The organism is Pseudarthrobacter sp. C1, from assembly GCF_034720455.1.
GTDB lineage: Bacteria > Actinomycetota > Actinomycetes > Actinomycetales > Micrococcaceae > Arthrobacter.
Genome location: NZ_JAYESK010000016.1, coordinates 42,933 through 65,744, shown reverse-complemented (window position 1 = coordinate 65,744; position 22,812 = coordinate 42,933). Strand labels below are relative to the sequence as shown.

13 protein-coding genes and 2 pseudogenes are annotated in these 22,812 nt (G+C 64.3%); 8 read left to right on the top strand and 7 right to left on the bottom strand.

The window, feature by feature from the left end; translation table 11 throughout:
• Positions 1-299, top strand: a pseudogene (locus tag U7114_RS18830) (ABC transporter ATP-binding protein); the annotation flags it as partial.
• Positions 300-432: 133 nt separating this feature from the next.
• Here U7114_RS18830 and U7114_RS18825 read toward each other — a convergent pair.
• A complete protein-coding gene (locus U7114_RS18825) occupies positions 433-2,214 on the bottom strand; it encodes an AAA family ATPase (RefSeq protein WP_323058201.1) in 1,782 nt (593 codons plus the stop codon).
• Between the two features lie 465 nt (positions 2,215-2,679).
• Here U7114_RS18825 and metH point away from each other — a divergent pair, with 465 nt between their 5' ends.
• Positions 2,680-6,321, top strand: a complete 3,642-nt coding sequence (metH, locus tag U7114_RS18820) for a methionine synthase (protein ID WP_323058200.1) — start codon at positions 2,680-2,682, stop codon at positions 6,319-6,321.
• Positions 6,322-6,465: 144 nt separating this feature from the next.
• On the opposite strand, the gene U7114_RS18815 is transcribed toward metH, so the two are convergent.
• From U7114_RS18815 to U7114_RS18805, 3 genes are all read right to left on the bottom strand, one after another.
• Entirely contained in the window at positions 6,466-9,087 is a 2,622-nt protein-coding gene (locus tag U7114_RS18815; protein ID WP_321214497.1) for a GH32 C-terminal domain-containing protein, read from the bottom strand.
• 255 nt (positions 9,088-9,342) lie between these two features.
• Positions 9,343-9,636 (bottom strand): putative quinol monooxygenase, encoded by a 294-nt coding sequence (locus tag U7114_RS18810; protein ID WP_321214496.1) that lies wholly within the window; start codon positions 9,634-9,636, stop codon positions 9,343-9,345.
• Positions 9,637-9,684: 48 nt separating this feature from the next.
• On the bottom strand, positions 9,685-10,683 hold the full coding sequence (locus U7114_RS18805; protein ID WP_321216301.1) for a LacI family DNA-binding transcriptional regulator: 999 nt from the start codon (positions 10,681-10,683) through the stop codon (positions 9,685-9,687).
• 164 nt (positions 10,684-10,847) lie between these two features.
• On the opposite strand from U7114_RS18805, the pseudogene U7114_RS18800 reads away from it, so the two are divergent.
• The 5 genes and pseudogenes from U7114_RS18800 to U7114_RS18780 all read left to right on the top strand — a co-directional run bounded on the left by U7114_RS18800 (position 10,848) and on the right by U7114_RS18780 (position 16,480).
• A pseudogene (locus U7114_RS18800) lies at positions 10,848-11,966 on the top strand (substrate-binding domain-containing protein).
• A gap of 106 nt (positions 11,967-12,072) precedes the next feature.
• Positions 12,073-13,119 carry an ABC transporter permease gene (locus tag U7114_RS18795; protein ID WP_321214494.1) on the top strand — a complete coding sequence of 349 codons (1,047 nt, stop codon included), beginning with the start codon at positions 12,073-12,075 and terminating at the stop codon, positions 13,117-13,119.
• Entirely contained in the window at positions 13,116-13,910 is a 795-nt protein-coding gene (locus tag U7114_RS18790; protein ID WP_321214493.1) for an ATP-binding cassette domain-containing protein, read from the top strand. Before U7114_RS18795 ends, U7114_RS18790 begins: the two co-directional genes overlap by 4 nt.
• Before the next feature lie 104 nt (positions 13,911-14,014).
• On the top strand, positions 14,015-14,974 hold the full coding sequence (locus tag U7114_RS18785; RefSeq protein WP_321214492.1) for a carbohydrate kinase: 960 nt from the start codon (positions 14,015-14,017) through the stop codon (positions 14,972-14,974).
• Between the two features lie 273 nt (positions 14,975-15,247).
• Complete coding sequence (locus U7114_RS18780) at positions 15,248-16,480, top strand: saccharopine dehydrogenase family protein (RefSeq protein WP_321214491.1); 1,233 nt, start codon at positions 15,248-15,250, stop codon at positions 16,478-16,480.
• A 94-nt stretch (positions 16,481-16,574) separates the two neighbouring features.
• On the opposite strand, the gene U7114_RS18775 is transcribed toward U7114_RS18780, so the two are convergent.
• Complete coding sequence (locus tag U7114_RS18775; RefSeq protein ID WP_321214490.1) at positions 16,575-17,399, bottom strand: alpha/beta hydrolase; 825 nt, start codon at positions 17,397-17,399, stop codon at positions 16,575-16,577.
• Positions 17,400-17,790: 391 nt separating this feature from the next.
• On the opposite strand from U7114_RS18775, the gene U7114_RS18770 reads away from it, so the two are divergent.
• Positions 17,791-19,356 (top strand): alpha/beta hydrolase domain-containing protein, encoded by a 1,566-nt coding sequence (locus tag U7114_RS18770; protein WP_323058199.1) that lies wholly within the window; start codon positions 17,791-17,793, stop codon positions 19,354-19,356.
• A gap of 34 nt (positions 19,357-19,390) precedes the next feature.
• On the opposite strand, the gene U7114_RS18765 is transcribed toward U7114_RS18770, so the two are convergent.
• Positions 19,391-22,240 carry an ATP-binding cassette domain-containing protein gene (locus U7114_RS18765; RefSeq protein WP_323058198.1) on the bottom strand — a complete coding sequence of 950 codons (2,850 nt, stop codon included), beginning with the start codon at positions 22,238-22,240 and terminating at the stop codon, positions 19,391-19,393.
• Positions 22,237-22,806 carry a hypothetical protein gene (locus tag U7114_RS18760; RefSeq protein WP_323058202.1) on the bottom strand — a complete coding sequence of 190 codons (570 nt, stop codon included), beginning with the start codon at positions 22,804-22,806 and terminating at the stop codon, positions 22,237-22,239. Before U7114_RS18760 ends, U7114_RS18765 begins: the two co-directional genes overlap by 4 nt.
• Between the last annotated feature and the right edge of the window lie 6 nt (positions 22,807-22,812).

Genomic DNA, 22,812 nt, shown 5'->3' with positions numbered 1-22,812 from the left:
TGACGATTGCGCGGGCGTTCCTGGCGCGGCCCTCTGTGCTGATCCTGGATGAGGCGACGTCTTCGGTGGATACCCGGACCGAGGTGCTGGTGCAGAAGGCGATGAGTGCGCTGCGGTCGGACCGGACTTCCTTTGTCATTGCTCACCGCCTGTCCACCATCCGCGATGCCGATCTCATCCTGGTGATGGAAGCCGGCCAGATCGTGGAGCAGGGGACGCACGCTTCACTGCTGGCCGCTGGCGGCGCTTACGCGCGGCTGTACGAGGCCCAATTCGCGGCGCCTGCGGCGGAAGTGTGATTCGAATCGACGGCTCCTGTTGAACCTTGGCTGAGCAGGTTCTAGCCGCTTTTGGTTAATTCTTCTGGTTGATTAGTTTGGTCTCGCTGCTTTCGCCATAATGGGAAGCTGGGTCCGATGGTTGACTGGGCCGTCAATGCATATCGTTTGAGTCCCGAATGGCTTCAGCAAGCGCCGCCACTCGAGGCCACAGATCCTCATGCCAGCCGTCTTCGGTTTGGGTTCGTTCGGCAACTGCCCGCGCTACGGTTATCTTGCTGGGTTTAGTCGCGAGTCCATCAAAAGTACTGGCTAGTGGAGAAGAGTGCCGGCTTGACGGAACGCTATACGTTTTCCCGGGGTATTCCCCAGCGATGGCGGTTTCAAGTGTCTCTTTTCGAGCGTAGTTCTCCACGGTGTAGCCGTCGGTGACCCAAGCCAGTGCATCGATGTCCTTTATCTCCCGGATGATCCGTATTTTCGTGTCGTTGAGGTCATCGTCCGGCTGTTTCCGGTCGGAGTCGATCAAAATCGCCAAGTTGCGGTTTATATTTAGCAGCGAGATGAATTCGTCGGTGGCTTTGTCATCCACGGCTAGGTGGTTCAGGAGCGCGCCTCCATAGAACATGATGGAATAATGAGCGCCTTCGACTAGGTCGGGATGTTTCATATGGAGCCAGTGGTTCACATAAATTCTGTCGGAGGGTCCTTCCACCCACACCAGGAAGTTTGACTGCACTAGGTCCGATGCCCTGTTGCCTAAGTCGGACACGGCGTGAGCGATGGTTGCCGGCGACGAGGCAGCGCGGACAACGCTGAACCCTGCGTTGGAGGTGACATGAGAAATTGAGGCAAGTTCTGCGTTCAGCAGCGCCGCTGAGTGAGTGGATATAAGGTATCTATTCGTCGTTTCACGATGAAGATAGGCAATGAGCTTTCGCTGGAGCGTGGGATGGAGATGCAATTCGGGCTCCTCCATGCAGACCAGCGTGTCCTCTATTATCGTCGACACCGCTGCCAGCATTACGACCTCGTGTATTCCTGTTCCCAAGGAGTCTAAGGCCATCGCTTCACCTTGGCTGAATACCACGTGAATGGTGTCCTGGGACTGTGGTATTTCGACTTCCGCATCCGGATCATCTACCACGTCCCTGACGAAATCTTGGAGCGCCCGAAATTTTGCCTGGTCAACCTTTCGTGTGGCAATCGAGGGCCTGGCGAGTTTGGCCAGCCGTGGAACTAGACCACGCCCGTTTCTCAGACCTGTATCGGACCCCTTCCCATCCACTTCAGCAGTTAATTCTCTAATGGCATCTACCCACTCAGTGGCGGGGATGAAGCGCCAGGGTCGCACAGCGTTGAAGACATTGTTAAGGTTTGTCTGCGGCTCAGAACTGGAACTGCTGGTCAACTGGCTGCTGTAGCCCTGCAGGTTGCTGGTCGAGATGCCCTGCCCTTGACTAACGGCCGCAGCATATTGCGGAAGGCTCGGGATCATAGAGAGTGTCGTATCGTGCACCTGGACGAGGTCAAAATCCAGCCAAATGCTACCCTGCGTGCCGGCTGTGTAGGCCTCCCGTTTGAACAACTCATTGAAAGGGTTGTTGGGATTTCCGAGTTGGAAAGCCTGTTTGACGTCTTCGGTCAGAAAAAGGCCAAGAGTTATTGCTCGTTGATACTCCCACGGGAGAGGTGTGTCCTCTCTGCGGGGGAACAAAGCGTTCGCTGGCGCTGACCCCGTCCCTCGGAGGTGAGGCAAAACATCGTTCATGACCTTTAGCAAGTTGGACTTACCCACATTGTTTCGTCCGACAACCAAATGAACTTTTTCCATTGGCCCAACGACTGCAACGTTTTCGCCACCATAGCTTCTGTATCCTCTGATGCCGAAGCCCGCCCAACTTTCCAGCAAGTTCGCTCCTATTGACTGTCCCATTGCAATGACTACTCGAAAGCCTAGTCGTTGCCTGTTCAGCTGCTGTGATGATCGCTGCCGAGGGTGAAGAATAAGGCAGCCCACTTTGAGAAGGCAATGGGCCGTGCGGTTCGAGAAGACCAACTGAGTACACCCCAGTTGACCCGAGGTCAAGTGAACAGGGAAATCGGGACTCCTATAGACACCATAGGCGGCAGGGGGTTGATCTGTTCAAGCCCCTCCTCACGAAAATCAGCATTTATCTCTGATAGCCAGCAATATCCTCTTCAGGGAGCCGCGCGAGTGTATGGCTAGTACATTCGGCCGGGCGGTTGAGTGGCCAGCTTTGGTTTGTGCGGCTCGCCGGTATGGCACGACGCGACTTCGGCGGCGGCGGGTCTGGGCTATGTAGCTCCATCCGGCCCACCCGTCGTAGTACACGGACACACAGCGCAACGTTCCGGCCCCCACACGTAACCTGTTTAGATGCCTCGTTTTGCGCTTGATATTGAGTCCGTGCCCCGTCCTGCCCGTTCGCAGGAGCTCCTGGACGCCGTGAACCACTCCGTGGTCATTGCTGACGGCGCCATGGGCACCATGCTCCAGGGCCGGGATCTCTCGCTCGAGAAGGACTTCCTGGGACTCGAGGGCTGCAACGAGATCCTCAATGACACGCGGCCCGATGTCCTCGCGGACATCCACGACGCCTACTTCGCCACGGGCATCGACGCCGTCGAAACCAACACCTTCGGTGCGAACTGGTCCAACCTCTCCGACTACGGCATCGACGACCGGATCGCAGAGCTCGCCCTGAAGGGCGCGAAGATCGCCCGCGAACGCGCAGAAGCAGCCGAAGAAACAGACGGCCGGATGCGCTGGGTCTTGGGTTCCATGGGCCCGGGCACCAAGCTTCCCAGCCTCGGCCACACCAGCTACGACTACCTCAAGCAGACCTTCGCCCTGCAGGCCGAGGGCCTCATCGACGGTGGAGCGGACGCCTTCCTCATCGAAACCAGCCAGGACCTCCTGCAGACCAAAGCCGCGGTCAACGGCTGCAAGCAGGCCATCGTCTCCCGCGGCATCCGGCTCCCCATCTTCGTCGAAGTGACGGTCGAAACCACCGGAACCATGCTCATGGGCTCCGAAATCGGCGCCGCCCTCACCGCCCTCGAGCCGCTTGGCGTCGACGCCATCGGCCTGAATTGCGCCACCGGACCGGACGAGATGAGCGAGCACCTCCGCCATCTCTCCAAGCAGTCATCCGTGGCCATCGCCTGCATGCCCAACGCAGGCCTGCCCATCCTCGGCGCCAACGGCGCGCACTACCCGCTCACCCCCACCGAACTCGCCACCGCCCACGAGCAGTTCGTCCGCGAGTTCGGCCTCGGCCTGGTGGGCGGCTGCTGCGGTACGACGCCGGAACACATGGCCGCCGTCGTCGAACGCCTTGCGCCCTTCCGCACACGCGAGACGGGAGCCGGCAGCACCGGCCCCGCCCGCGTCCCCACCGAGCGCGAAGCCGGCGTCGCCTCCCTCTACCAGCACGTGAACTTCGACCAGGACGCCTCCTACCTCGCCATCGGGGAACGCACCAATGCGAACGGCTCCAAGGCGTTCCGCCAGGCGATGCTCGAAGAGCGCTGGGACGACTGCGTGGACATCGCCCGCGAGCAGATCCGCGTGGGCGCGCACCTGCTGGACGTCTGCATCGACTACGTGGGGCGCGACGGCGTCGCCGACATCAAGGAGGTCGTCTCACGTTTCGCGTCGGCCTCTACCCTCCCGCTGGTCATCGACTCCACCGAACCGCCCGTGCTGCAGGCCGGCCTGGAACACATCGGCGGCCGCCCGGTGGTCAACTCGGTCAACTACGAGGACGGCGACGGCCCGGACAGCCGCTTCGCGCGCATCATGCCGCTCGTGAAGGAACATGGCACCGCCGTGATCGCCCTGACCATCGACGAACAGGGCCAGGCCCGCACCACCGAGGGCAAGGTGGCCATCGCCTCCCGCCTCGTCGACGCCCTGGTGGGCGAATGGGCGATGCGCGTCGAGGACATCATCGTGGACGCCCTGACCTTCCCCGTCGCCACCGGCCAGGAAGAGACCCGCCGGGACGGCATCGAAACCATCGAGGCCATCCGCCAGATCACCGCCAAGTACCCGGGCATCAACACCACGCTCGGCGTCTCCAACGTGTCCTTCGGACTGAACCCGGCAGCCCGCGTCGTCCTGAACTCCGTGTTCCTGCACGAGGCCGTGCAGGCGGGCCTGACCAGCGGCATCATCGACGCCGCCAAGATCGTGCCGCTTGCCTCCCTGCCGGAGGAACAGCGCAAGGTGGCCCTGGACCTCGTCTGGGACCGCCGCGAATACGACGCCGAGGGCAACACCACGTACGACCCCCTGGCCATCATGCTGGACATGTTCGCCGGCGTCGACACCGCAGCCCTCAAGGACCAGCGCGCCGCCGAACTCGCCGCGCTGCCCACGGGCGCGCGCCTGGAACGCCGCATCATCGACGGCGAAGGCAAGGGCCTCGAGGAGGACCTCGACCTGGCGCGCAGCGAGGGCATGACCCCGCTCGGCATCATCAACGACCACCTGCTCGAAGGCATGAAGGTGGTGGGCGAGCGCTTCGGCGCCGGCGAGATGCAGCTGCCGTTCGTGCTGCAGTCCGCCGAGGTGATGAAGAACGCCGTCGCCCTGCTCGAGCCGCACATGGAGAAGTCCGACTCCTCGGGCAAGGGCACCATGGTGATCGCCACCGTCCGCGGCGACGTGCACGACATCGGCAAGAACCTGGTGGACATCATCCTCACCAACAACGGCTACAAAGTGGTCAACATCGGCATCAAGCAGGGCATCGCCGAGATCATCGCCGCGGCCGAGCAGCACAACGCCGACGTGATCGGCATGTCCGGCCTGCTGGTGAAGTCCACCGTGGTGATGAAGGAAAACCTTGCGGAGCTGCAGTCCCGCGGCCTGGCCAAGAAGTGGCCCGTGATTCTCGGCGGCGCAGCCCTGACCCGCGCCTACGTGGAGCAGGACCTGGCGGAGCAGTTTGACGGCGTGGTCCGGTACGCCAAGGACGCCTTCGAGGGCCTTTCCCTCATGGAGCCGCTGGTCCGCGTGGCCCGCGGCGAATCGCCGGACGACGTCGGCCTGCCGCCGCTGAAGAAGCGCATCCACAAGGGCGGCGCGAAGTTCACGGTCACCGAGCCCGAAGCGATGCCCGGCCGGTCCGACGTCGCCTCCGACAACCCCGTGCCCGCGCCGCCGTTCTGGGGCACGCGCATCGTGCGCGGCGTCTCGCTCCACGACTACTCCGCGTTCCTCGACGAGCGCGCCACCTTCATGGGGCAGTGGGGGCTCAAGCCCGGCCGCGGCGAGGACGGCGCCTCCTACGAGGAACTGGTGGAACGCGAGGGCCGGCCGCGCCTGCGCTACTGGCTGGACCGCATCCTCGGCGAGGGCATGCTGGACGCGTCCGTCGCCTACGGCTACTTCCCGGTTGTTTCCGAAGGGGAACAGGTGGTGGTGCTGCACCACGGCGAGGATCGCGACGGCGTCCTGGGCCCCGCGGGACTGCTCGCCCCGGACGGTGGTTCCGGCGGTCCGATCGGCAGCGACCGGCTGCGCTTCGACTTCCCGCGCCAGCGCCGCGACCGGCATCTGTGCCTGGCCGACTTTGTGAAGTCCCGCGAATCCGGGCAGGTGGACGTCCTTCCGGTGCAGCTGGTCACGGCCGGCTCGAAGATCGAGGAGTTCACCTCCAAGATGTTCGCCGCCAACCAGTACCGCGACTACTACGAGCTCAACGGCCTGGTCATGCAGCTCACCGAGGCGCTGGCCGAGTTCTGGCATGCCCGCATCCGCAAGGAGCTGGGCTTCGCCGCCGAGGAGCCCAAGGACACAGCGGGGTATTTCAAGCTCGACTACCGCGGTGCGCGGTTCTCGCTCGGCTACCCCGCGTGCCCGGACATGGAGGACCGCCGCAAGGTGACGGAGCTGCTGAAGCCCGAGCGCATGGGCGTGGTCCTCAGCGACGAGCTGATGCTGCACCCCGAACAGTCCACCGACGCGTTTGTGTTCCACCACCCGGAGGCGAAGTACTTCAAGGTGTGATTTGGAGCCGGTCCCTGGCGGGGGCGGATCGGGCACTGTCGAGGAGTCTGTTACACCTGAAAAGCTGAAGGGACTGGGCCCGGTGTATTACCGAACCCAGTCCCTTCAGCTCCAGCTCGCAGGTGAGCTGGTCAAGCGTGTGTGCTATTTCTTCTCGGGGAGGAACATTGCCTTTTCCAGCGGTGTCACGGTGAGTGATTTGAGCTGGGCGGTACCGCCTTCGGCAAAGAGGGCCATCTTGTCGGCTCCCGGGTTGGGGAATACCTGGTCGGTAATGGTCTTCAGCCCGTTCTGGGCGAATACCTCCACAGATGAGCGGTCAAGGTAGATCCGCATGGTGATGTTGCCGTTCTTATCTACCGTGACGGGGGCGTCCTCGATGGATGCGAAGGCCGGGTGGAATGTGGTGTTGCCGGAGTTTGTGCGGTCAACGAACATCTTGCCGGTCGTGGCGTCGTAGCCGATGACGGTGGAGGAGGTTCCGTCGCCTAGGACGGTGATACCGGATTTTGTTGCGGTCCCGGGGGCGAAGGTGATGTCCACCTGCTGCACCTGGCCTGCCGACTGTGCAGGCAGCGGGTGCGTGCCTGCGGAAATCGGGCCGCCCTTCTTATCGCTGTAGGTGACCTTCGTTCCCAGCTGTTCCACTTGCTTTACGGCGCTTTGGGCGAGGCGGGGGCCGTCAGGGGTCTGGGTGAGTTTCACTTCGCGGGGGAGGGCCATGGCGCTGCGCCAAGGGTTGGTTGGGGTGTTGTTTGCGTAGTCCCAGTTGCTCATCCAGCCCAGCATGATCCGCTTGTCGTCGGGCATGTTGGCGAAGGATACGGTGGCGTAGTAGTCCCGTCCGTAATCCAGCCAATCGTAGGACTCCAGGCGGGACGCCGCTGGCGCGGGGCTAGCTGTGAACTCATCCGCGAGTATGTGCCCCCAGCCGAACCGGTTGTTGTCCACGACCTTGATTTGTGCCTGCTGGCCAACGAATTCCTTGACATCCCATGATGCCCAGTCCAGGTTCTCACTGTCGTTGCCTGTGGCCGTACGGACCACCTGTCCGCTTACTACCAGGTTCACTGTTTCTTCATCGGACCTGGGAACAGCGGCAGTGTCGGTGAGCATGACGTGGTCAAGGGTCAGGTGTCCCCACCCGCCGGTAGCCTGGTCAACGATACGCAGTTGGGCGTTCTGCCCGGCGAATTCGGAGACGTCCCAGCCTTTCCAGTTCAGCAACCCGGAGTTGTTGCCGGCGAGGGAGCGGACCACGTTGCCATTGATGAGCAGTTCAACTGCGAGGGTCTGTCCGGAGTCCGCGGAGCGGTTGCCGCCTCCTACCAACATGCTCATGAAATTTTTCGTGATGGGGAACTCGGGTGATGTCAGGGTACCTTGGCGGTCATCGCCGGGCACCGTACCTGTTTCGAACGTGTTGATCCGTTTGGCGCCGATGTAATAGTCCCCGCCGCTGGTGGCTGGCTGGAAATTGGGGGTCAGGTCTCCTGTGCCGGCCCAGCCGGCATCGGCCAGCGTAGTTCCCTCGGGAACCTCAAAGCCTTCAAACTTGAGCTCTCCCTCGGGCGGGTTATTGTCCAGCTTGTCGGAGACATGGGGGTGTTTGCCTCCGCCCACGAGGAAGTTCAGGTAGTCGTCGGTGACGGTGAATGTGGGTGACTGCATGGAACCGAGGGGCCAGTCCCCGTCATTGAAGGAGTTAATCAGTCCGCTGCCGCCGAATCCGGTTACGGGGCTTTGGCCGGGCAAGGAACCGGTCGCTGGGGCATCACCGAAGGGGCCATTCTTCCAGTTGCCCGGTTCGTTGTTCGTTGTCCAGCCGTTGTAGGTTCCGTCGTTGAATCCGGCCAGGACTGTTCCGGCGGGTGGGGCAGCGGCTGGTTTGGTGGTTTCGGAGGTGAACGTGGTGCCGTCGAAGTTGCCCACGAAGTATTGGACCGCAGAGCCGCCAGCGACACCGCCGGGGTTGATGCTGACAATCATGACCCATTTGACGTTGTTCGGGTCACCGTCAACAGCTAAGGGGAACAGATCGGGGCATTCCCACTGCCCGCCGGTGGCGTTGGCGGGCCCGAAGTCGCTCAGTGCGGTCCAGTCCTTGAGGTTGTCGGACTTGTAGAGGACAACCTTGTGCTCCTGCGATTCCACCGCGGTCATGACCCAGTAGCCTCCGCCGGCCGGGTTGTCGTACCAGAAGACCTTCGGGTCGCGGAAGTTGGGTGAGTTCCGGTTCAGGACGGGGTTGCCGTCGTACTTGGTCCATGTCTGGCCGTCGTCCAGGCTGTAGGCCAGGGACTGGGCCTGCAGGCCGCGGTACGGGGACGGTTCCTTGTAGGCACTTGTGTAGATCGCGATCAGGGGCGGGTTTTCCGCGGTGCCGAGTCCGGACGTGTTGTTTTTGTCCACGACCACGCTGCCGGAGAAGACATCCTCCTGCGCGTCAAATGAAATTGCGAGGGGCTGCTCCTCCCAGTGGACGAGGTCCTTGGACGTGGCGTGGCCCCAGGACATGTTCCCCCAAGTGTTCCCGGAGGGGTTGTGCTGGTAGTACATGTGGTAGACGCCCTTGTGGAATACGAGCCCGTTGGGGTCGTTCATCCAGTTCTTTTCCGGCGTGTAGTGGATAGCCGGCCGGTGCTGCTCATCCCCGAGTTCGGCGGCGGACGCGGGCATGGCGCCGGCCAGTGCTGCGGCGAGCGAGAGGCTGGCCAGTGTCAGTGCTGAGACGCTGCGCGTGCTCCGCATTGTGGATTGTTTCATTTTGCTTGTGTCGCCCTTCATTGCGCGTGTCTAGCCAGTAGACAACGTTGTCAGCCAATGCGTTGGACTGTAAAGAATGTCTATCGGACAAGTCAACGGTCATTTTGAGGCCGATTTTCTTGAGTCTGATGGCGGCGCGGGGCATGGGGACGACGATCAGCCCCGCGTCCGCAGGACGGGGGCTGAGGCGTATGAATCGGCGGCTTTGAGGAAACCCTAGGTGGTGCCTACCCTATGGCCGCTGTTCTAGCTGGGCTATACGACCGGGTTGAGCCAGGTCAGCTCCGACGCGTCACCTTCGATGTGACGGGTCAGTTCCTCGTTGAACCTGGCTCCGTAGTCGGCGTTGATGTGCTCCTGGAACGCGGCTTCATCCCGGTAGACCTCGAAGACGAAGTATTCCCGGGGATTCTCTTCGCGGGTGTACGGAAGAAACAGTTCGTTGCCTGGTTCCTTCCGGACGTGCTGGGTCAATTCGACCATCATTTCGGCAACGCGGGCCTCACTGCCGGCTTTGACGGTGAACTCGGCATACAGGGTTTTGGCCATGATCTCTCTTCAGGTTGGTTTTGCAGAGGTGAAGTTTTTCAGAAGGGGTTATGCCGGCGGGCGAATTTCGCCGGATCCCCTTTGGATGAGCTCGGAGGGGACAATGTAGGTCCGCGGAGGTTGATCGTCGCCATCGATTCTGGCCAGAAGTCGTTCGGCCGACATAACGCCGATCCGGTCAGGGTGTTGAGCGATGACCGTAACCCCGGGGTCCATCATGTCGGCAAGCGTGAAGTCGTCAAAACCGACAAGGGCAACGCGCTTGTGTACGCCAAGCTCCCTCAGCGCACGCATCGTTCCGAAGGTGACGAGGTTCTGGCTGGAGAAAATTGCCGTCGGAGGATCCTCGGAACTCAACAGTCCAAGGGCTGCATGCCTCGCTGCTTCCTCATCATGAAGATCATCGATGACGGGTAGTGCGGAGGTTGGAATTCCTGCCCTGCCGACCTCCTCAAGGAAGCCTCGCCGGCGCTCCCGCGCGGTCTGAATGTCTGTGCGGTCGCCCAGGTAGGCCAACTTGGTGTGTCCGTGCGTCAGCAGATGTGCGGCCGCTTTGGCCGCGCCCACTGCGTTGTCAGTGACCACAGCATCTGCCTCAACCCCTGCCGGCTCGCGGTCAATAAAGACCATTGGCAGGTTTCTGGAGTGCTCAGGGATCATATATGCCTGGTTTTTAGCGATCGGTGTCAGGACAAGGCCGTCGACCCGCCTGCCCAGGAAAGCTGCGATGATGGCTTGCTCCCGCCGAGGGTCATCGTCGAGACTGGCGGCGAATACGGCTATTCCCCGGGCACCAAGCGCATCCTCCATGGCCCGGTGTATCTCGCCACTGAACGGGTTGGAGACACTGGGCAGCAGGAGGCCAACCGAGAGTGTCCTTCTGCCCGCTCGGCGGAGGCTGCCGGCTGTGACATCCAGCTGGTAGTTGAGCTGCGCGATGGCATCGAGCACCTTTTGCCGGGTGGCCTCGGATACCCCAGCCTCGTCGTTGATCACTCGTGAAACGGTTTTGATTCCCACACCCGCGAGTGCCGCCACGTGACGCATCGTGGGCCGCGTCGGGGACAGAGGTGGCTGGTAACGATCAGACATCGTTGTCAAGAAAGTAACTCCTTCTCGTTCTTTTCCTATTGACTCTAACGTGTGATCCTGCTTACCTCGGTATGACATCGTTGTCGAGGCCATGGAGGCCTCAAACACCAGGAGATTCAATGTTGAGTTCCAAGTCCCCCCTTGCAACGTCCACCCGCATCTTTGCGGCAGGAGCGGCCCTTACCTTGGGAACGCTCAGCCTTTCGGCTTGTGGAGGAAGTTCCACCGCGCCAGGTGCCGGCGAAGGGACGTCAGATGAAAAAGTCGGCGTCTCCCTGATCGTCAAGACCACGACAAACCCGTTCTTTGTTTCGATGCAGGAGGGTGCGAAGAAGGCCGCGGAGGCCGGCGGTGTAGACCTCAAACTCGCGGCGGGCAAGGCTGACGGCGATGAGGATACGCAGATCCAGGCCATCGAAAACGCCATCTCCAAGGGCGACAAGGGCATCCTGATCACACCCAACGGCCCCTCGGTGGTCGACGCGCTGAAGAAGGCGAAGGACGCCGGCCTCTTCGTCATCGCATTGGATACCCCGCCGGACCCTGCGGACGCTGCCGACATCACGTTCGCCACCGACAACTTCGCCGCGGGCGAGCTGATCGGCAAGTGGACCGCCGCTCAGCTGGGCGGGAAGAAGGCCACGATCGCGCTCGTTGACCTCTTCGACGACAAGATTGTCTCGGTTGACTACAACCGCGACCAGGGCTTCCTGACGGGCCTGGGCATCGACACTGCGGATTAGAAGAAGAACGGCGATGAGGCCAAAACCGGAAAGTACACCGGCGGCAAGGGCGGCGACTACGAAATCGTCGGCAACCAGGCCTCGCAGGGCAACGAGGACGGCGGCCGCACGGCCATGGAAACCCTCCTGTCAAGCAATCCTGACATCAACGTCATTTACACCATCAACGAACCCGCCGCTGCGGGCGCCTTTGAGGCCCTGAAGTCAGCCGGCAAGGAAAAGGACGTGCTGGTCGTATCGATCGACGGCGGCTGCGCTGGCGTGAACAACGTCAAGTCCGGCGTCATCGGCGCCACGGCACAGCAGTACCCGGTCAAGATGGCCGAGCTCGGTGTCAAAGCAATTGTGGACCTGGCCAAGACCGGTGAAAAGCCGGCCAACTCACCGGGCCTGGACTTCTACAACACCGGTGTGGAACTCGTCACCGACAAGCCGGCCGACGGCGTCAAGAGCATCACCACCACCGAAGCCTCCGGAATCTGCTGGGGTAAGTAGAACCCCGGCCATGCACCCGGGGAGGCCGCACCGCTGTGGCCTCCCCGGGGCACAACCCCCGCGTTAGCTACACGCCAGCAACTATCACCAAAGATCAGGACCAACCGTGACCCAGCAACAGACCGCCGGCCCCCCCAGCGCAGGGCATGCCGACCTGGCGGAGGAATTCCTTGACCGCCAGACACCGCTTAGCCGCATCCGAAACATCCTCCACCGTTACCCCGCCGTCAGCCCCGCCTTGGTCCTGCTCATCGCCGTGGTCGTGTTCGGCCTCCTCAATGACAGGTTCCTGCGGGTCGAAAACCTCTCGCTGATTACCCAGCAGGTCTCCGTCGTCGGCACCCTTGCCATCGCCCAGACACTCATCATCCTCACAGCCGGCATCGACCTGTCCGTCGGAGCCGTCATGATCCTCTCCTCCATGGTCGTAGCCCAGCTCGCCGTCAACAACGGACTGCCCGGCCCTGTAGCACTGCTCGCAGGCCTCATCGTGGGACTCGCCGCCGGAGCCCTGAACGGATTCCTGGTCACCAGGTTCCGGCTCCCACCCTTCATCGTCACCCTGGGCACGCTGAACATCTTCATCGCCCTGACATTGCTCTACTCCAACGGAGCGACCGTGCGCGGCTCGGCCATGCCGGACCTGCTGACCTGGACCGGCAGCACCTTCCCCGTAGGGCCGGTGCGTATCTCAACAGGCGTCGTCGTGATGCTCCTGCTCTACATCGCCATCGCCTTCATCCTGGGCAAAACCGCCTGGGGCCGGCACGTCTACGCTGTGGGCGATGACAAGGAAGCCGCCCGCCTGGCCGGCATCGCGGTGAACAAAGTCCTCATGAGCGTCTACCTCGCCGCCGGCGCAGTCCTGGCCATCGGCGCCTGGATCCAGATCGGCCGCACCAACGCCGCCAGCCCCAACGCCGGTGTTGACCTGAACCTGGACTCCATCACCGCCGTCGTCATCGGCGGAACCAGCCTCTTCGGCGGCCGCGGCTCCGTTTGGGGAACACTCCTCGGCGCCCTGATCGTCGGGGTGTTCCGCAACGGACTCTCCCTCGCCGGCCTGGACGTTCTGTACCAGACCCTCGCCGTCGGCGTCCTGATCATCCTCGCTGTGTCCATCGACCAGTGGATCCGAAAGGTCAAGTCATGACCATGACAGAACCAGCAGCCCCGCACACCGCCACCCGTGAGCCCATCCTGAAAGCCAGGAACCTCGTCAAGACCTTCGGCCGGGTCGTCGGCCTTGACGGCGTCAGCCTCGACCTGTACCCGGGCGAGGTCCTGGCGATCATCGGCGACAACGGTGCAGGCAAATCAACCCTGATCAAATGCCTCACCGGAGCAGAAGTCCCGGATTCCGGGGAACTCTTCGTCTCAGGACAGCCAGTGCACTTCAAGCGGCCGCAGGACGCCCGCGCCCACGGCATCGAGACGGTGTACCAGAACCTCGCGGTGTCGCCGGCACTCGACGTGGCCTCAAACCTGTTCCTCGGGCGGGAAGAGCGGGTCCCCGGCCTGTTGGGCAGTGTCTTCCGTGTCCTGGACACCAAAGGCATGCGCCGCAAAGCCAAGGACGAGCTCACCCGGCTCGGTATCTCCACACTCCAGGACGTGACCGTCCCGGTGGAGAACCTCTCCGGCGGCCAGCGCCAGGCTGTCGCCGTTGCCCGTGCGGCTGCTTTCGGCTCAAAGGTCGTTGTGCTGGACGAGCCCACGGCGGCCCTGGGCGTACGCGAATCCAACCAGGTCCTACAGCTTGTCCGCGACCTCCGGGACCGCGGCCTGCCGGTCATCCTGATCAGCCACAACATGCCCCACGTGTTCGACGTGGCGGACCGAATCCACATCCAGCGCCTCGGCAAATGCGCGGCCACCATCACACCACAATCCCACAACATGACCGATGCGGTTGCGATCATGACCGGTGCAGCCACCGCCTGAACAATTGCTTGCCCCGACGTCAGTCCGCGCACCGGGTTCCCGGTCCGCGGACTGACGTCGCTTGAACAGCCCCCACACGATTAGCTCCTCACGAGAGACAGACCATGGATTACCTCACAACAGCCCGGCAAGACGCTCACCGGACGCTTGACGTCACTGTCGTAGGCGAAGCGCTGACCGACGTGGTCACCACCTCCCACGGCCAGGTGGAACACCCGGGCGGCTCGCCGGCCAACGTTGCCTACGGACTCGGCCGCCTCGGCGTCACCACAGGTCTGCTCACGGCCATCGCCCCTGATGCCCGCGGAACCGCGATCGAAAACCATCTCCACAGCGCAGGCGTCACGCTTCTGCCCGGTTCCAAGTTCCTCACCCGGACACCGTCGGCAACAGCAACCCTCGCACCGGACGGCTCCGCCACGTATGAGTTCGACATCTCATGGGATCTTGGGCCCACGCCGCCCGCGTACTTCCCGAAAATCCTGCACACGGGATCCATCGCCACGTTCCTTAGCCCTGGTGCCAGCGCCGTAAAAGCCCTGATCGAACAGGCCCACCGACACTGCATGATCACCTACGACCCCAACATCCGGCCGGCCCTGCTCGGCAGCCACACGGAAGCGAAAGCCATTTTCGAAGACCTCGTGGCCCTCACGGACGTGGTCAAACTCAGCGATGAGGACGCGCAGTGGCTTTACCCCCGGAAAAGCTTGGACGAAACCGCAGCACATATCCTCGGACTGGGCGCCCGGTTGACCGTCATTACCAAGGGCGCCGAAGGCTCACAATTCACCTCCGCCGACTCTAACATCAGCATCCCTGCCGTGAAGACGACAGTTGCAGACACCATCGGCGCTGGGGACTCCTACATGTCAGCACTGATCTTGGGCTTCCTCACCCGAGGAACCGAAGGCTTCGCCCCGGCTGTCCTGGAGCAGCTTGGACACACCGCAGCTGCAGCCGCGGCCATCACCGTGCAGCGCCCGGGAGCGAACCCACCGACCCTACAGGAACTAAACGCTGCAGTTGAAGCCAACGTCCCTGCTCAATACGCAGGTGCCTGAAGCACATCCATCAACGAAGGCTCTTCACGGTGGCGGCAACCTAGTCGCTCTGACGGGGCTGGTCCTGCCACTACTTCCTGCGTTAGATGCGTGATTCTTTTGTCTATTGGGAGTCCTACTCAAGAGCCAAGAATGGTATTCCCTCAATCTGCCGCGGCGGGGCAAACCCGTGCTGACTGATCACGGGGTCGGAACTGGTGGGGACCTCATTCTGCGGACCAAGGCAAGGAGCCGTGTGTCAGCTTGGAGTTGCCGCTGTGAAAGGCTGCAGTTATGGACACCTCATCTCGGGAACATGACCTCGTTCTCTACGGGGCGACGGGTTTCGTTGGCAGACTGATCGCCGCCTACCTCGCCGAGCATGCACCGGCCGGTATGCGAGTCGGACTCGCGGGCCGGTCCTCGTCCCGGCTCGAGGCGGTTCGGTCGCAGTTGCCGGCCGCGGCGCACGGGTGGGCCCTCATCGAAGCCGACTCGGGGGATGCAGACTCAATCCCCGCCCTGGCTGCGAACACCCGCGTGCTCTTCACCACCGTCGGTCCATACGCAAAACACGGACTGCCCGTCGTCGAGGCCTGTGCCCGGGCCGGTACCCACTACGCCGACCTCGCCGGTGAGGTGTCCTTCATCCGGGAGGCGATCGATCGCTACGACGCTCTGGCCAGGACGACCGGGGCACGGATCGTGCACTCCTGCGGCTACGACTCCGTGCCGTCCGACCTCGCCGTACTGCTGCTTCACCAGGCCGCAGAAGCCGATGGCGCTGGCGGTTTAGCCGAGGTCCAACTCGTTGCTAAGGCCAAGGGCGGCCTCAGCGGAGGCACGCTCGAATCGATGCGCGGGCAGCTCGACGCGGTGCGATCGAGCACCGCCCTGAGGTCACTAGCCGCGGACCCCTACGCTCTGAGCCCCGACCGCACCCGGGAGCCGACAACACCACAGCCACCCGACGCCGGTCCTGCGCGCCGTTCGGCTGACGGCACCTGGACCGCGCCGTTCATCATGGCCCCCGTCAACACCCGGATAGTGCGCCGCAGCAACGCATTGCAGGGTTGGGCCTACGGCCGCTCCCTTCAGTACGGCGAGGTGATGGGGGTGGCCCCCGGACCGGCAGGAGCGGTCCTCGCCGGGGCAATGGCACTCGGGCTTCGGGCATTCACGGGCGCGATGGCCTTCCCGCCCACCCGGAAGGTCCTCGACCGCTTTCTTCCGGCACCGGGTACGGGTCCGAGCATCAGCACGCAGCGCGCGGGCTGGTTCCACTCCCAGGTGACCGCCCGCACCGAGGACGGCCAGCGTTACCAGGCGATTGCTGCTGGCCCCGGTGATCCCGGCTATGCCGCCACCGCCGTGATGGCAGGGGAGACTGCACTCGCTCTTGCCCTCGACGGTGACCGGCTGCCAACCGCTAAAGGGTCGCTGACACCGGCCACCGCACTCGGCAACGTGCTCATACAGCGACTCCGCGCGGCCGGCCACACCTACCAGGTAACCAAACTCGCCTGAACCCGGATCCTGCAGCTCGCCTGAAATGGGCAATCATTGACTGAACCTGCCTCGACCGGGCAAAACCGGGCGGGGGAGGGGCCAGCGGCGCCTGTCAGGAACGGGTATCGAGGTAGTGGAGAATCTCCCGGGCCGTTTCCTCCGGGGCGCTGACGTGGGGGCAGTGCCCGGTGGCCTGGAGCTGCACCAGGGTGCTGTGTTCCAGATTCTTGTGCAGGTAGGCGCCCACTTCCGGCGGGGCAAGCCGATCGTCGGAGCACTGCAGAATCAGGCAGCTGGTGCGCACCTTCTTCAGTTCAGGGCGGGTGTCGGAGAAAAAGGTTACCCCGGCGAAGTGCCGGGCGATGGTCGGATCTGTCCTGCAGAAGCTGCCACGCAGATCCTCCGCCAGCTCCGGCTCTTGCGGGTTGCCCATCACCATGGGCGCCAAGGCCGCGGCCCAGGCGAAATAGTTGCTGTCCAGGGATGCCAGCAGGCCCTCGATGTCTTCCCGCGAAAACCCGCCCACGTAGCCGTCGTACGGGTCATCCGTATGGCGGGGTGAAGGAGCAAGCAGGACCAGGTGGGAGAAAGGGTTGGGGTCCTGCACTGCGGCGATCACGGCGATCATCGTGCTGACACTGTGGCCCACCAGGATGACGTCATCGAGTTCAAGGGCGGCGCAAATCTCCAGCAGGTCCGACGCGTACCCATTCAGGGACCCGTACTTGTCCCAGTCATAGGCGCTGATGTCGGAGTGTCCTGCACCAACATGATCAAAAAGCACCAGCCGGTAATCATCAACAAAATAGGGCAGCAGCTTCCGCCATATAGCCTGATCGCAGCCAAAACCGTGGGCGAACATCATCACAGGCCCATCATCCCGGCCGGATATGGTGACATTGTTCCGGCCGATTACCGCAGCAGCTGCTTCGATCACATTCTCCCTGACCCTCCGTAGAGTGGCATCCTGTCCCAGACTATCCACGGGGAATTGCGAATCCTAGGGATCCTCCCACTATGACCTTCACAGCGACATTGATCCAGCCCGCTGCAAAAGCCTGCGCCCCCTTGACCGCCCGCGCTGGAGACCGGCTTCACCCCTATTTACAGGATTTGCGGTTGATGCTCGCTGCGCCACCGTTGGCGCCATGACAGTCAATACCTACCCTTGACCGTTTCGGTCAACCATATCTACTGTGGAGTAACATCGCTCCCTGACGTTGTCACGTTTGAACTGAGCGTCGATCTCGCAGCAAGGGCACACGGCGCCGAAGCCTGTGTTCCGGAGCGCGCCGGGCAGTGCAGCCCGGATCCGAGAAGGAGCATCGATGAACACCCGTGCCCGAGCATCCATCCTGCTGACGCTGTCCCTCGCCTTTGCGGGCCTCAGCGCGTCAGCCGTTCCAGCCAACGCAGAGGCTCCCGCTCCGCCCGGGCAGGGCGCAGAGTCTGCCGGGGCGACGCCGGTACCCACTGTGCAGGGTCCCTTGGCGGCTACCGCCGAGTCGTACCCGTTCGGTGCGGCCAGCCATCAAGAGGTTTCCCAGGATCTATCGAAGCTCGGTTATGACGAGGAGGAGTATCTGGTTAGCGGCACCTCGAATGTCTACAGCTGGCCCACCGCGGGTCCCGCCCAGATCCGAATCCCCGACGCCCCCTACACCACCCGCGTCCTGGTCCGTAAGCCCGCCGAGGGCCAGAAGTTCAGCGGCAACGTGGTAGTTGAGATGCTCAACCCCAGTAATCTGTTCGACCTCAACATCGGCTGGGCAATGGCCCATGAGCAGATCGTCGCCAACGGAGACGCCTGGGTGGGCATCACCGCCAAGCCGATCGCCGTTGAGGCGCTCAAGAACTTCGATTCGGCGCGGTACGAGGCACTGTCCTTTGCCAATCCGCTGCCGCTGACCGATCCCCGCAACTGTGCAACGGTGGCCGCTGACTCGTCCCGGACGACGGAGAACGGCCTGATCTGGGACATCTACTCCCAAGTCGGCGCTTGGCTCAAGAGCAATGATCCCGCCAACCCGCTGCGCTACGGATCGCCGACCACCCGCGTGGAGCACGCCTACGGCTTCGGCTACTCCCAGACCGGAGGCTTCCTGGTCAACTACATCAACGGCGTCCACCCGCTCGTCGTCGAATCCGACGGCGAGCCGGTCTATGACGCGTACATGGTCGCTGTGGCGGGTGGCGCGTTCGCTGGCGCGTACCCCATGAACCAGTGCGAGACTGCCCCGCCCGCCAACGACGTCCGCCGCCAGTTCAAGGACGTCGGGGTGCCCATCATGCGGATCATGTCGCAGTCTGACTACCTCCGGGGCATCGGATCCCGGCGCGCCGACAGCGACGCTCCCGGGGACCGGTACCGGCATTACGAGATGGCGGGCGCCGGCCACGCCACACCGGACGAGCTCACCTTCTCGGCCTCGTCCGAAGACATCATCGCCGCGGGCCGGTCGGTCCCGCCCGCGTCCTGCAACGAGGGGCCGCGCAGCAGGTTCCCCAGCTCCATCTTCTTCAACTCCGCCCTGCAAAACCTCGACCTCTGGGTCCGGGAGGGCATCGCACCGCCGCGCGCTGAACCGATCCTCGTCCGCGACGGCGCGCCGGTGCTGGACGAGTTCGGCAACGTGCAGGGCGGCCTGCGCTCGCCGTTCCTCGACGCTCCGACGAGCACCTGGTACGGCACTGCCACCGGCGCGTCGTTCTGCTTCATCGCCGGCTACGAGCGGCCCCTTGGGCAGGACGTGCTCGATGGCTTGTACGGGAACCACGGCGACTACGTGGCGGCCGTGAAGAGCAGCGTTCGAGCCCTCGAGGACCAGGCATTCCTGACGGACTACGATGCCCGCCGTCTCCTCACTGAGGCCGCGCAAAGTACGACACCCTGACGAGCCATCGGGTCGGCGCGTTCCATCAGTAGCCTCAAACCCCGATGTGAAGCCGGTCTTTGGCCTGGGCGGAATGAGCCTTTTCGGCTTGACCGCCTGCGCTGGAGACCGGCTTTACCCGCCGGAGCGCGGCAAGGATGGCCCGCCCCACCACCGCGATGCCGATCACCGTGGTGACGGCGCGCAGGGTGTCCCAGCCCGCCGTCGACGTCACCAGCGAGTACAGCAGGAAGCTGCTCAGGTTGGTGCCCAGCGGCGCGCCGGGCACATACGAGATGCCGGTGCCGGCGCCCACCGCGAAGGGCCAGAACCACAGGTTGGTCAGCAGGCCGAACAGGTAGGACGCCACCACACCATAGCCGGCCAGCATCCACAGTTCGGCCCTGCCGCGCACCCGCCGGGGGAGCAGCCCCGCCCCCGCACCCACCCACGCACAGGCGAAGATCTGGAACGGAGTCCACGGCCCGATCCCGCCCCACAGGGCACTTGAGAGGGCGATGGTGGCGGCGCCGAGCAGCATGCCGAATCGGGCGCCGAACGCCCGGCCGGCAAGGATCAGCAGGATGAACACTGCTTCGACGCCCCCGACGCCGGTGCTCGCCACCCGGACAGCCGTGCCGACGGCGGCCAGGACGCCGAGCAGCGCGACCGTGTGTGCGGAGCGGACTGAGCCGTCCAGGGACACCACGATGGCGACGGCGGCGAGCGGCGCGATTGCCAGCGCTGCATAGGGGAGGGCGGCGGCTGCGTCCTGCGGGAGGGCCGCGGCGAGCAGCGGCCAGCAGAACGCTGCGAGGGCTACGAGGTTTGCGGTTCCGAGGACGGCGAGTTCGACGCCGCGCGGCAGCCGGATGCGGGGCTTTGTTGCTGCGCCGGTGTCCGGTTCGGTGATTGGCTTTGGCCGGGCGCCCGCTTGCCGGGGAAGCAGGGCAAGCGGTTCCGGCGCGTCAGTCACCGGCGGGGAAGGCGCGACGCCGTCACGCATCGGGAGGATCCGGGCGCCGAGACCGTGGGCAAAGTCGTGGTCGTGCGTGGCAATCAGGACAGCGGTACCGGAATCCGCCGCGGACCGGAGCGCGGCCGAGACCGCCTTGCGCGCGGCCGGATCGAGCCCGCGGGTGGGCTCGTCGATCAGGAGCACCGGGGGACTGTCTATGGTCTGCAGCGCAATGGCCAGGATCCTGCGCTCGCCTGCGGAGAGGTCCCGGGGATGCTCGTGTCCAATGGGCATCGTGACGTCGCCCCGCAGACGGGCCAGGCGTGACGCCGCCAAGCCGGGCTCGGGCTGTTCGCCCTTCTTTCGGCGCGCAAGGCGCCGCTCGGCCGCGCGGAGCTCTCCCTCGACCGTATCCCTGGTGAAGAGGTCGTCCGAGGCGTCCGGCACCAGGGCGACGCGGCCGCCGTCGGCCGTTCCGCCGTCGTTGGTTTTTGCTCCGCCCGCTCCCTTACTGACCGCTTCCTCACCCAAGGCAAGCGCCACCAGTAAGGAGGACTTCCCGGCCCCGTTCGGCCCCACCAGGGCAACCACTTCACCGCGGTGCAGGGTGAGGGACGCCTCGCGCACCAGCGCGGTCCCCTTGCGGTGCACCGCGAGGTTAGTCGCTGTCAGCACGGGCGCGTCGCCCGCAGGCTGTGCCAGCGCCGGCCGGGCATCGTCACGGGGGGAAGGCGGCGACGGCGCGGCGCCCGGCACCAGGGCGCCGTCGGCGATAGTCCAAGAGGAGTCGGCAACCGGGACGAGCGCTGCCGCCCGGTGCTCCGCCACGATGATGCAGACGCCGTCACCGGCGAGGGCATTGAGCACGGCGATTACGTGCCTGCGGGCCGTGGTGTCGAGGTCTGCCAGCGGCTCGTCCACCAGGAGCAGGGGAGGCTGCTCCACCACCGCGGCGGCGATGGCCACGAGCGTTGCCTCCCCCGCCGAGAGGGTGCTGATGTTCCGGTCCAGCAGCGCCGAGACCCCGATGCGCTCGGCGACCTCCAGCACCCGGGCCGTGGCGGCGGCTGATGGCATGCCGCGCAGCTCAAGGGCAAGGGAGATCTCGTCCCGCACCCGGGTGCTGGCGAAGGCGGCACGGGGATTCTGCAGGACGACGCCGATGAGCCGGGCGGTATCGCGCGGCGGCGTGGCGGCCCGGTCCGTTCCGGCGATGCGCACGGTGCCGGAGATCTCGCCGCCGTCGACGTGGGAGAGCAGGCCGGCGATGCCGCGCAGGATGGTGGACTTGCCGGAGCCCGTGGGCCCGGTAATGACAGTGATGGACCCGCTCGAGGGCGTGAACCCGGCAACGCGGACCTGCGCATCGCCGATGCGGAACCGGGCGTCGCGCACCAGGAGCGGGCCGCCGTCGTCGTTACGTGGCTGGTGTGCGGCGCGGCTCCCGAAGCCGCGCAGTTCCAAGGCGGCGGCAACCCGGGCCGCGTGTTCAAGGGTGCGCTCGAGGACGGGCACGAGGGCGCGGGGCCCGAAACGTTCGCCCCGCAACCGGAACGCCAGGCGCACGGAGGTCACGGCGTCGGCCAGCGCGGGGAGCGCCGCCCATGCCACGACGAGCGTGCGGGCCAGGCCCTGCATGGGGCCGCGGCGGGCCAGGTGAACGAAGCCGCGGGCCACGTCCACGAATGCGTTCAGCAGGCCGAAGCCGACAAACAGCCCGGCAATCGGCAGGGCGGACAGGACCGCCGCCCACAGCCCGGGCCCGGTGACCGGACCGAGGAACACCACGTGGGCATACGGGGCCGGCAGCCGCATGGCCGGCAGGTCGAGCAGGATCGGCGAGCCAAGGCCCGCGCCGTTGAAAAGGACGCGGTAGATGACCCGCGCCGCGATGAACACGACGGCGAGAGCAATGCCGGCGCGCAGCGGCGCGGGTCGGAAGGTCATGCCGCGGGGGCGGCCGGTTCGTTGTCCACGGTGTAGAGCAATTCAAGGCTCTCGCCGGGGCTGAGCTTGAGGCTGTCCAGGCCTTCCTGCGCGTAGGCCCACGTGCCGGCGGCGGGCTTCACCCAGAGGGCCCAATAAGAGACCGTGTTTTTGTCATCGCACGCTTCGCGGGTAGTGCCGCCCTTGTGCTTGATATCGAAGTCCGCAGCGGGCACGCCGTTGACGCGGCACGCGAAGCTCGTGGGGTACTTGGCGGTGCCCTCGATCTTCACGTCGGCTTTGCCCAGCACGTCCGATGCCAGAGTGGGACCGTCCACGGGCACGCACACGGACTTGTCAGCGGCAGACTGCTTCAGTGCGCCGGAATCGACGATGACCTTCACGCCGTCGCAAGTCCCGGCCGTGCCGGATGCTGTGCTGGGTGCGGCGCTCGACGAAGCGGCTGCGGAGGAGGCCGGCGCGGAAGTGGTGGGCTGGCTGGCGGCCGGCGCGGAACAGGCTGCGAGGGTAAACAGGAGACCGGCGGCGGCGAGGGAGCTCGCGGCGGCGGTGCGCATCTTAGTCAAAGTCAC

What these genes read in the sequence shown, in the direction of transcription:
- U7114_RS18825 (WP_323058201.1), bottom strand. Translation starts at nt 2,214, where the DNA reads ATGGGACAGTCAATAGGAGCGAACTTGCTGGAAAGTTGGGCGGGCTTC.
- metH (WP_323058200.1), top strand. Translation starts at nt 2,680, where the DNA reads ATGCCTCGTTTTGCGCTTGATATTGAGTCCGTGCCCCGTCCTGCCCGT.
- U7114_RS18815 (WP_321214497.1), bottom strand. Translation starts at nt 9,087, where the DNA reads ATGAAACAATCCACAATGCGGAGCACGCGCAGCGTCTCAGCACTGACA.
- U7114_RS18810 (WP_321214496.1), bottom strand. Translation starts at nt 9,636, where the DNA reads ATGGCCAAAACCCTGTATGCCGAGTTCACCGTCAAAGCCGGCAGTGAG.
- U7114_RS18805 (WP_321216301.1), bottom strand. Translation starts at nt 10,683, where the DNA reads ATGCGTCACGTGGCGGCACTCGCGGGTGTGGGAATCAAAACCGTTTCA.
- U7114_RS18790 (WP_321214493.1), top strand. Translation starts at nt 13,116, where the DNA reads ATGACCATGACAGAACCAGCAGCCCCGCACACCGCCACCCGTGAGCCC.
- U7114_RS18785 (WP_321214492.1), top strand. Translation starts at nt 14,015, where the DNA reads ATGGATTACCTCACAACAGCCCGGCAAGACGCTCACCGGACGCTTGAC.
- U7114_RS18780 (WP_321214491.1), top strand. Translation starts at nt 15,248, where the DNA reads ATGGACACCTCATCTCGGGAACATGACCTCGTTCTCTACGGGGCGACG.
- U7114_RS18770 (WP_323058199.1), top strand. Translation starts at nt 17,791, where the DNA reads ATGAACACCCGTGCCCGAGCATCCATCCTGCTGACGCTGTCCCTCGCC.
- U7114_RS18765 (WP_323058198.1), bottom strand. Translation starts at nt 22,240, where the DNA reads ATGACCTTCCGACCCGCGCCGCTGCGCGCCGGCATTGCTCTCGCCGTC.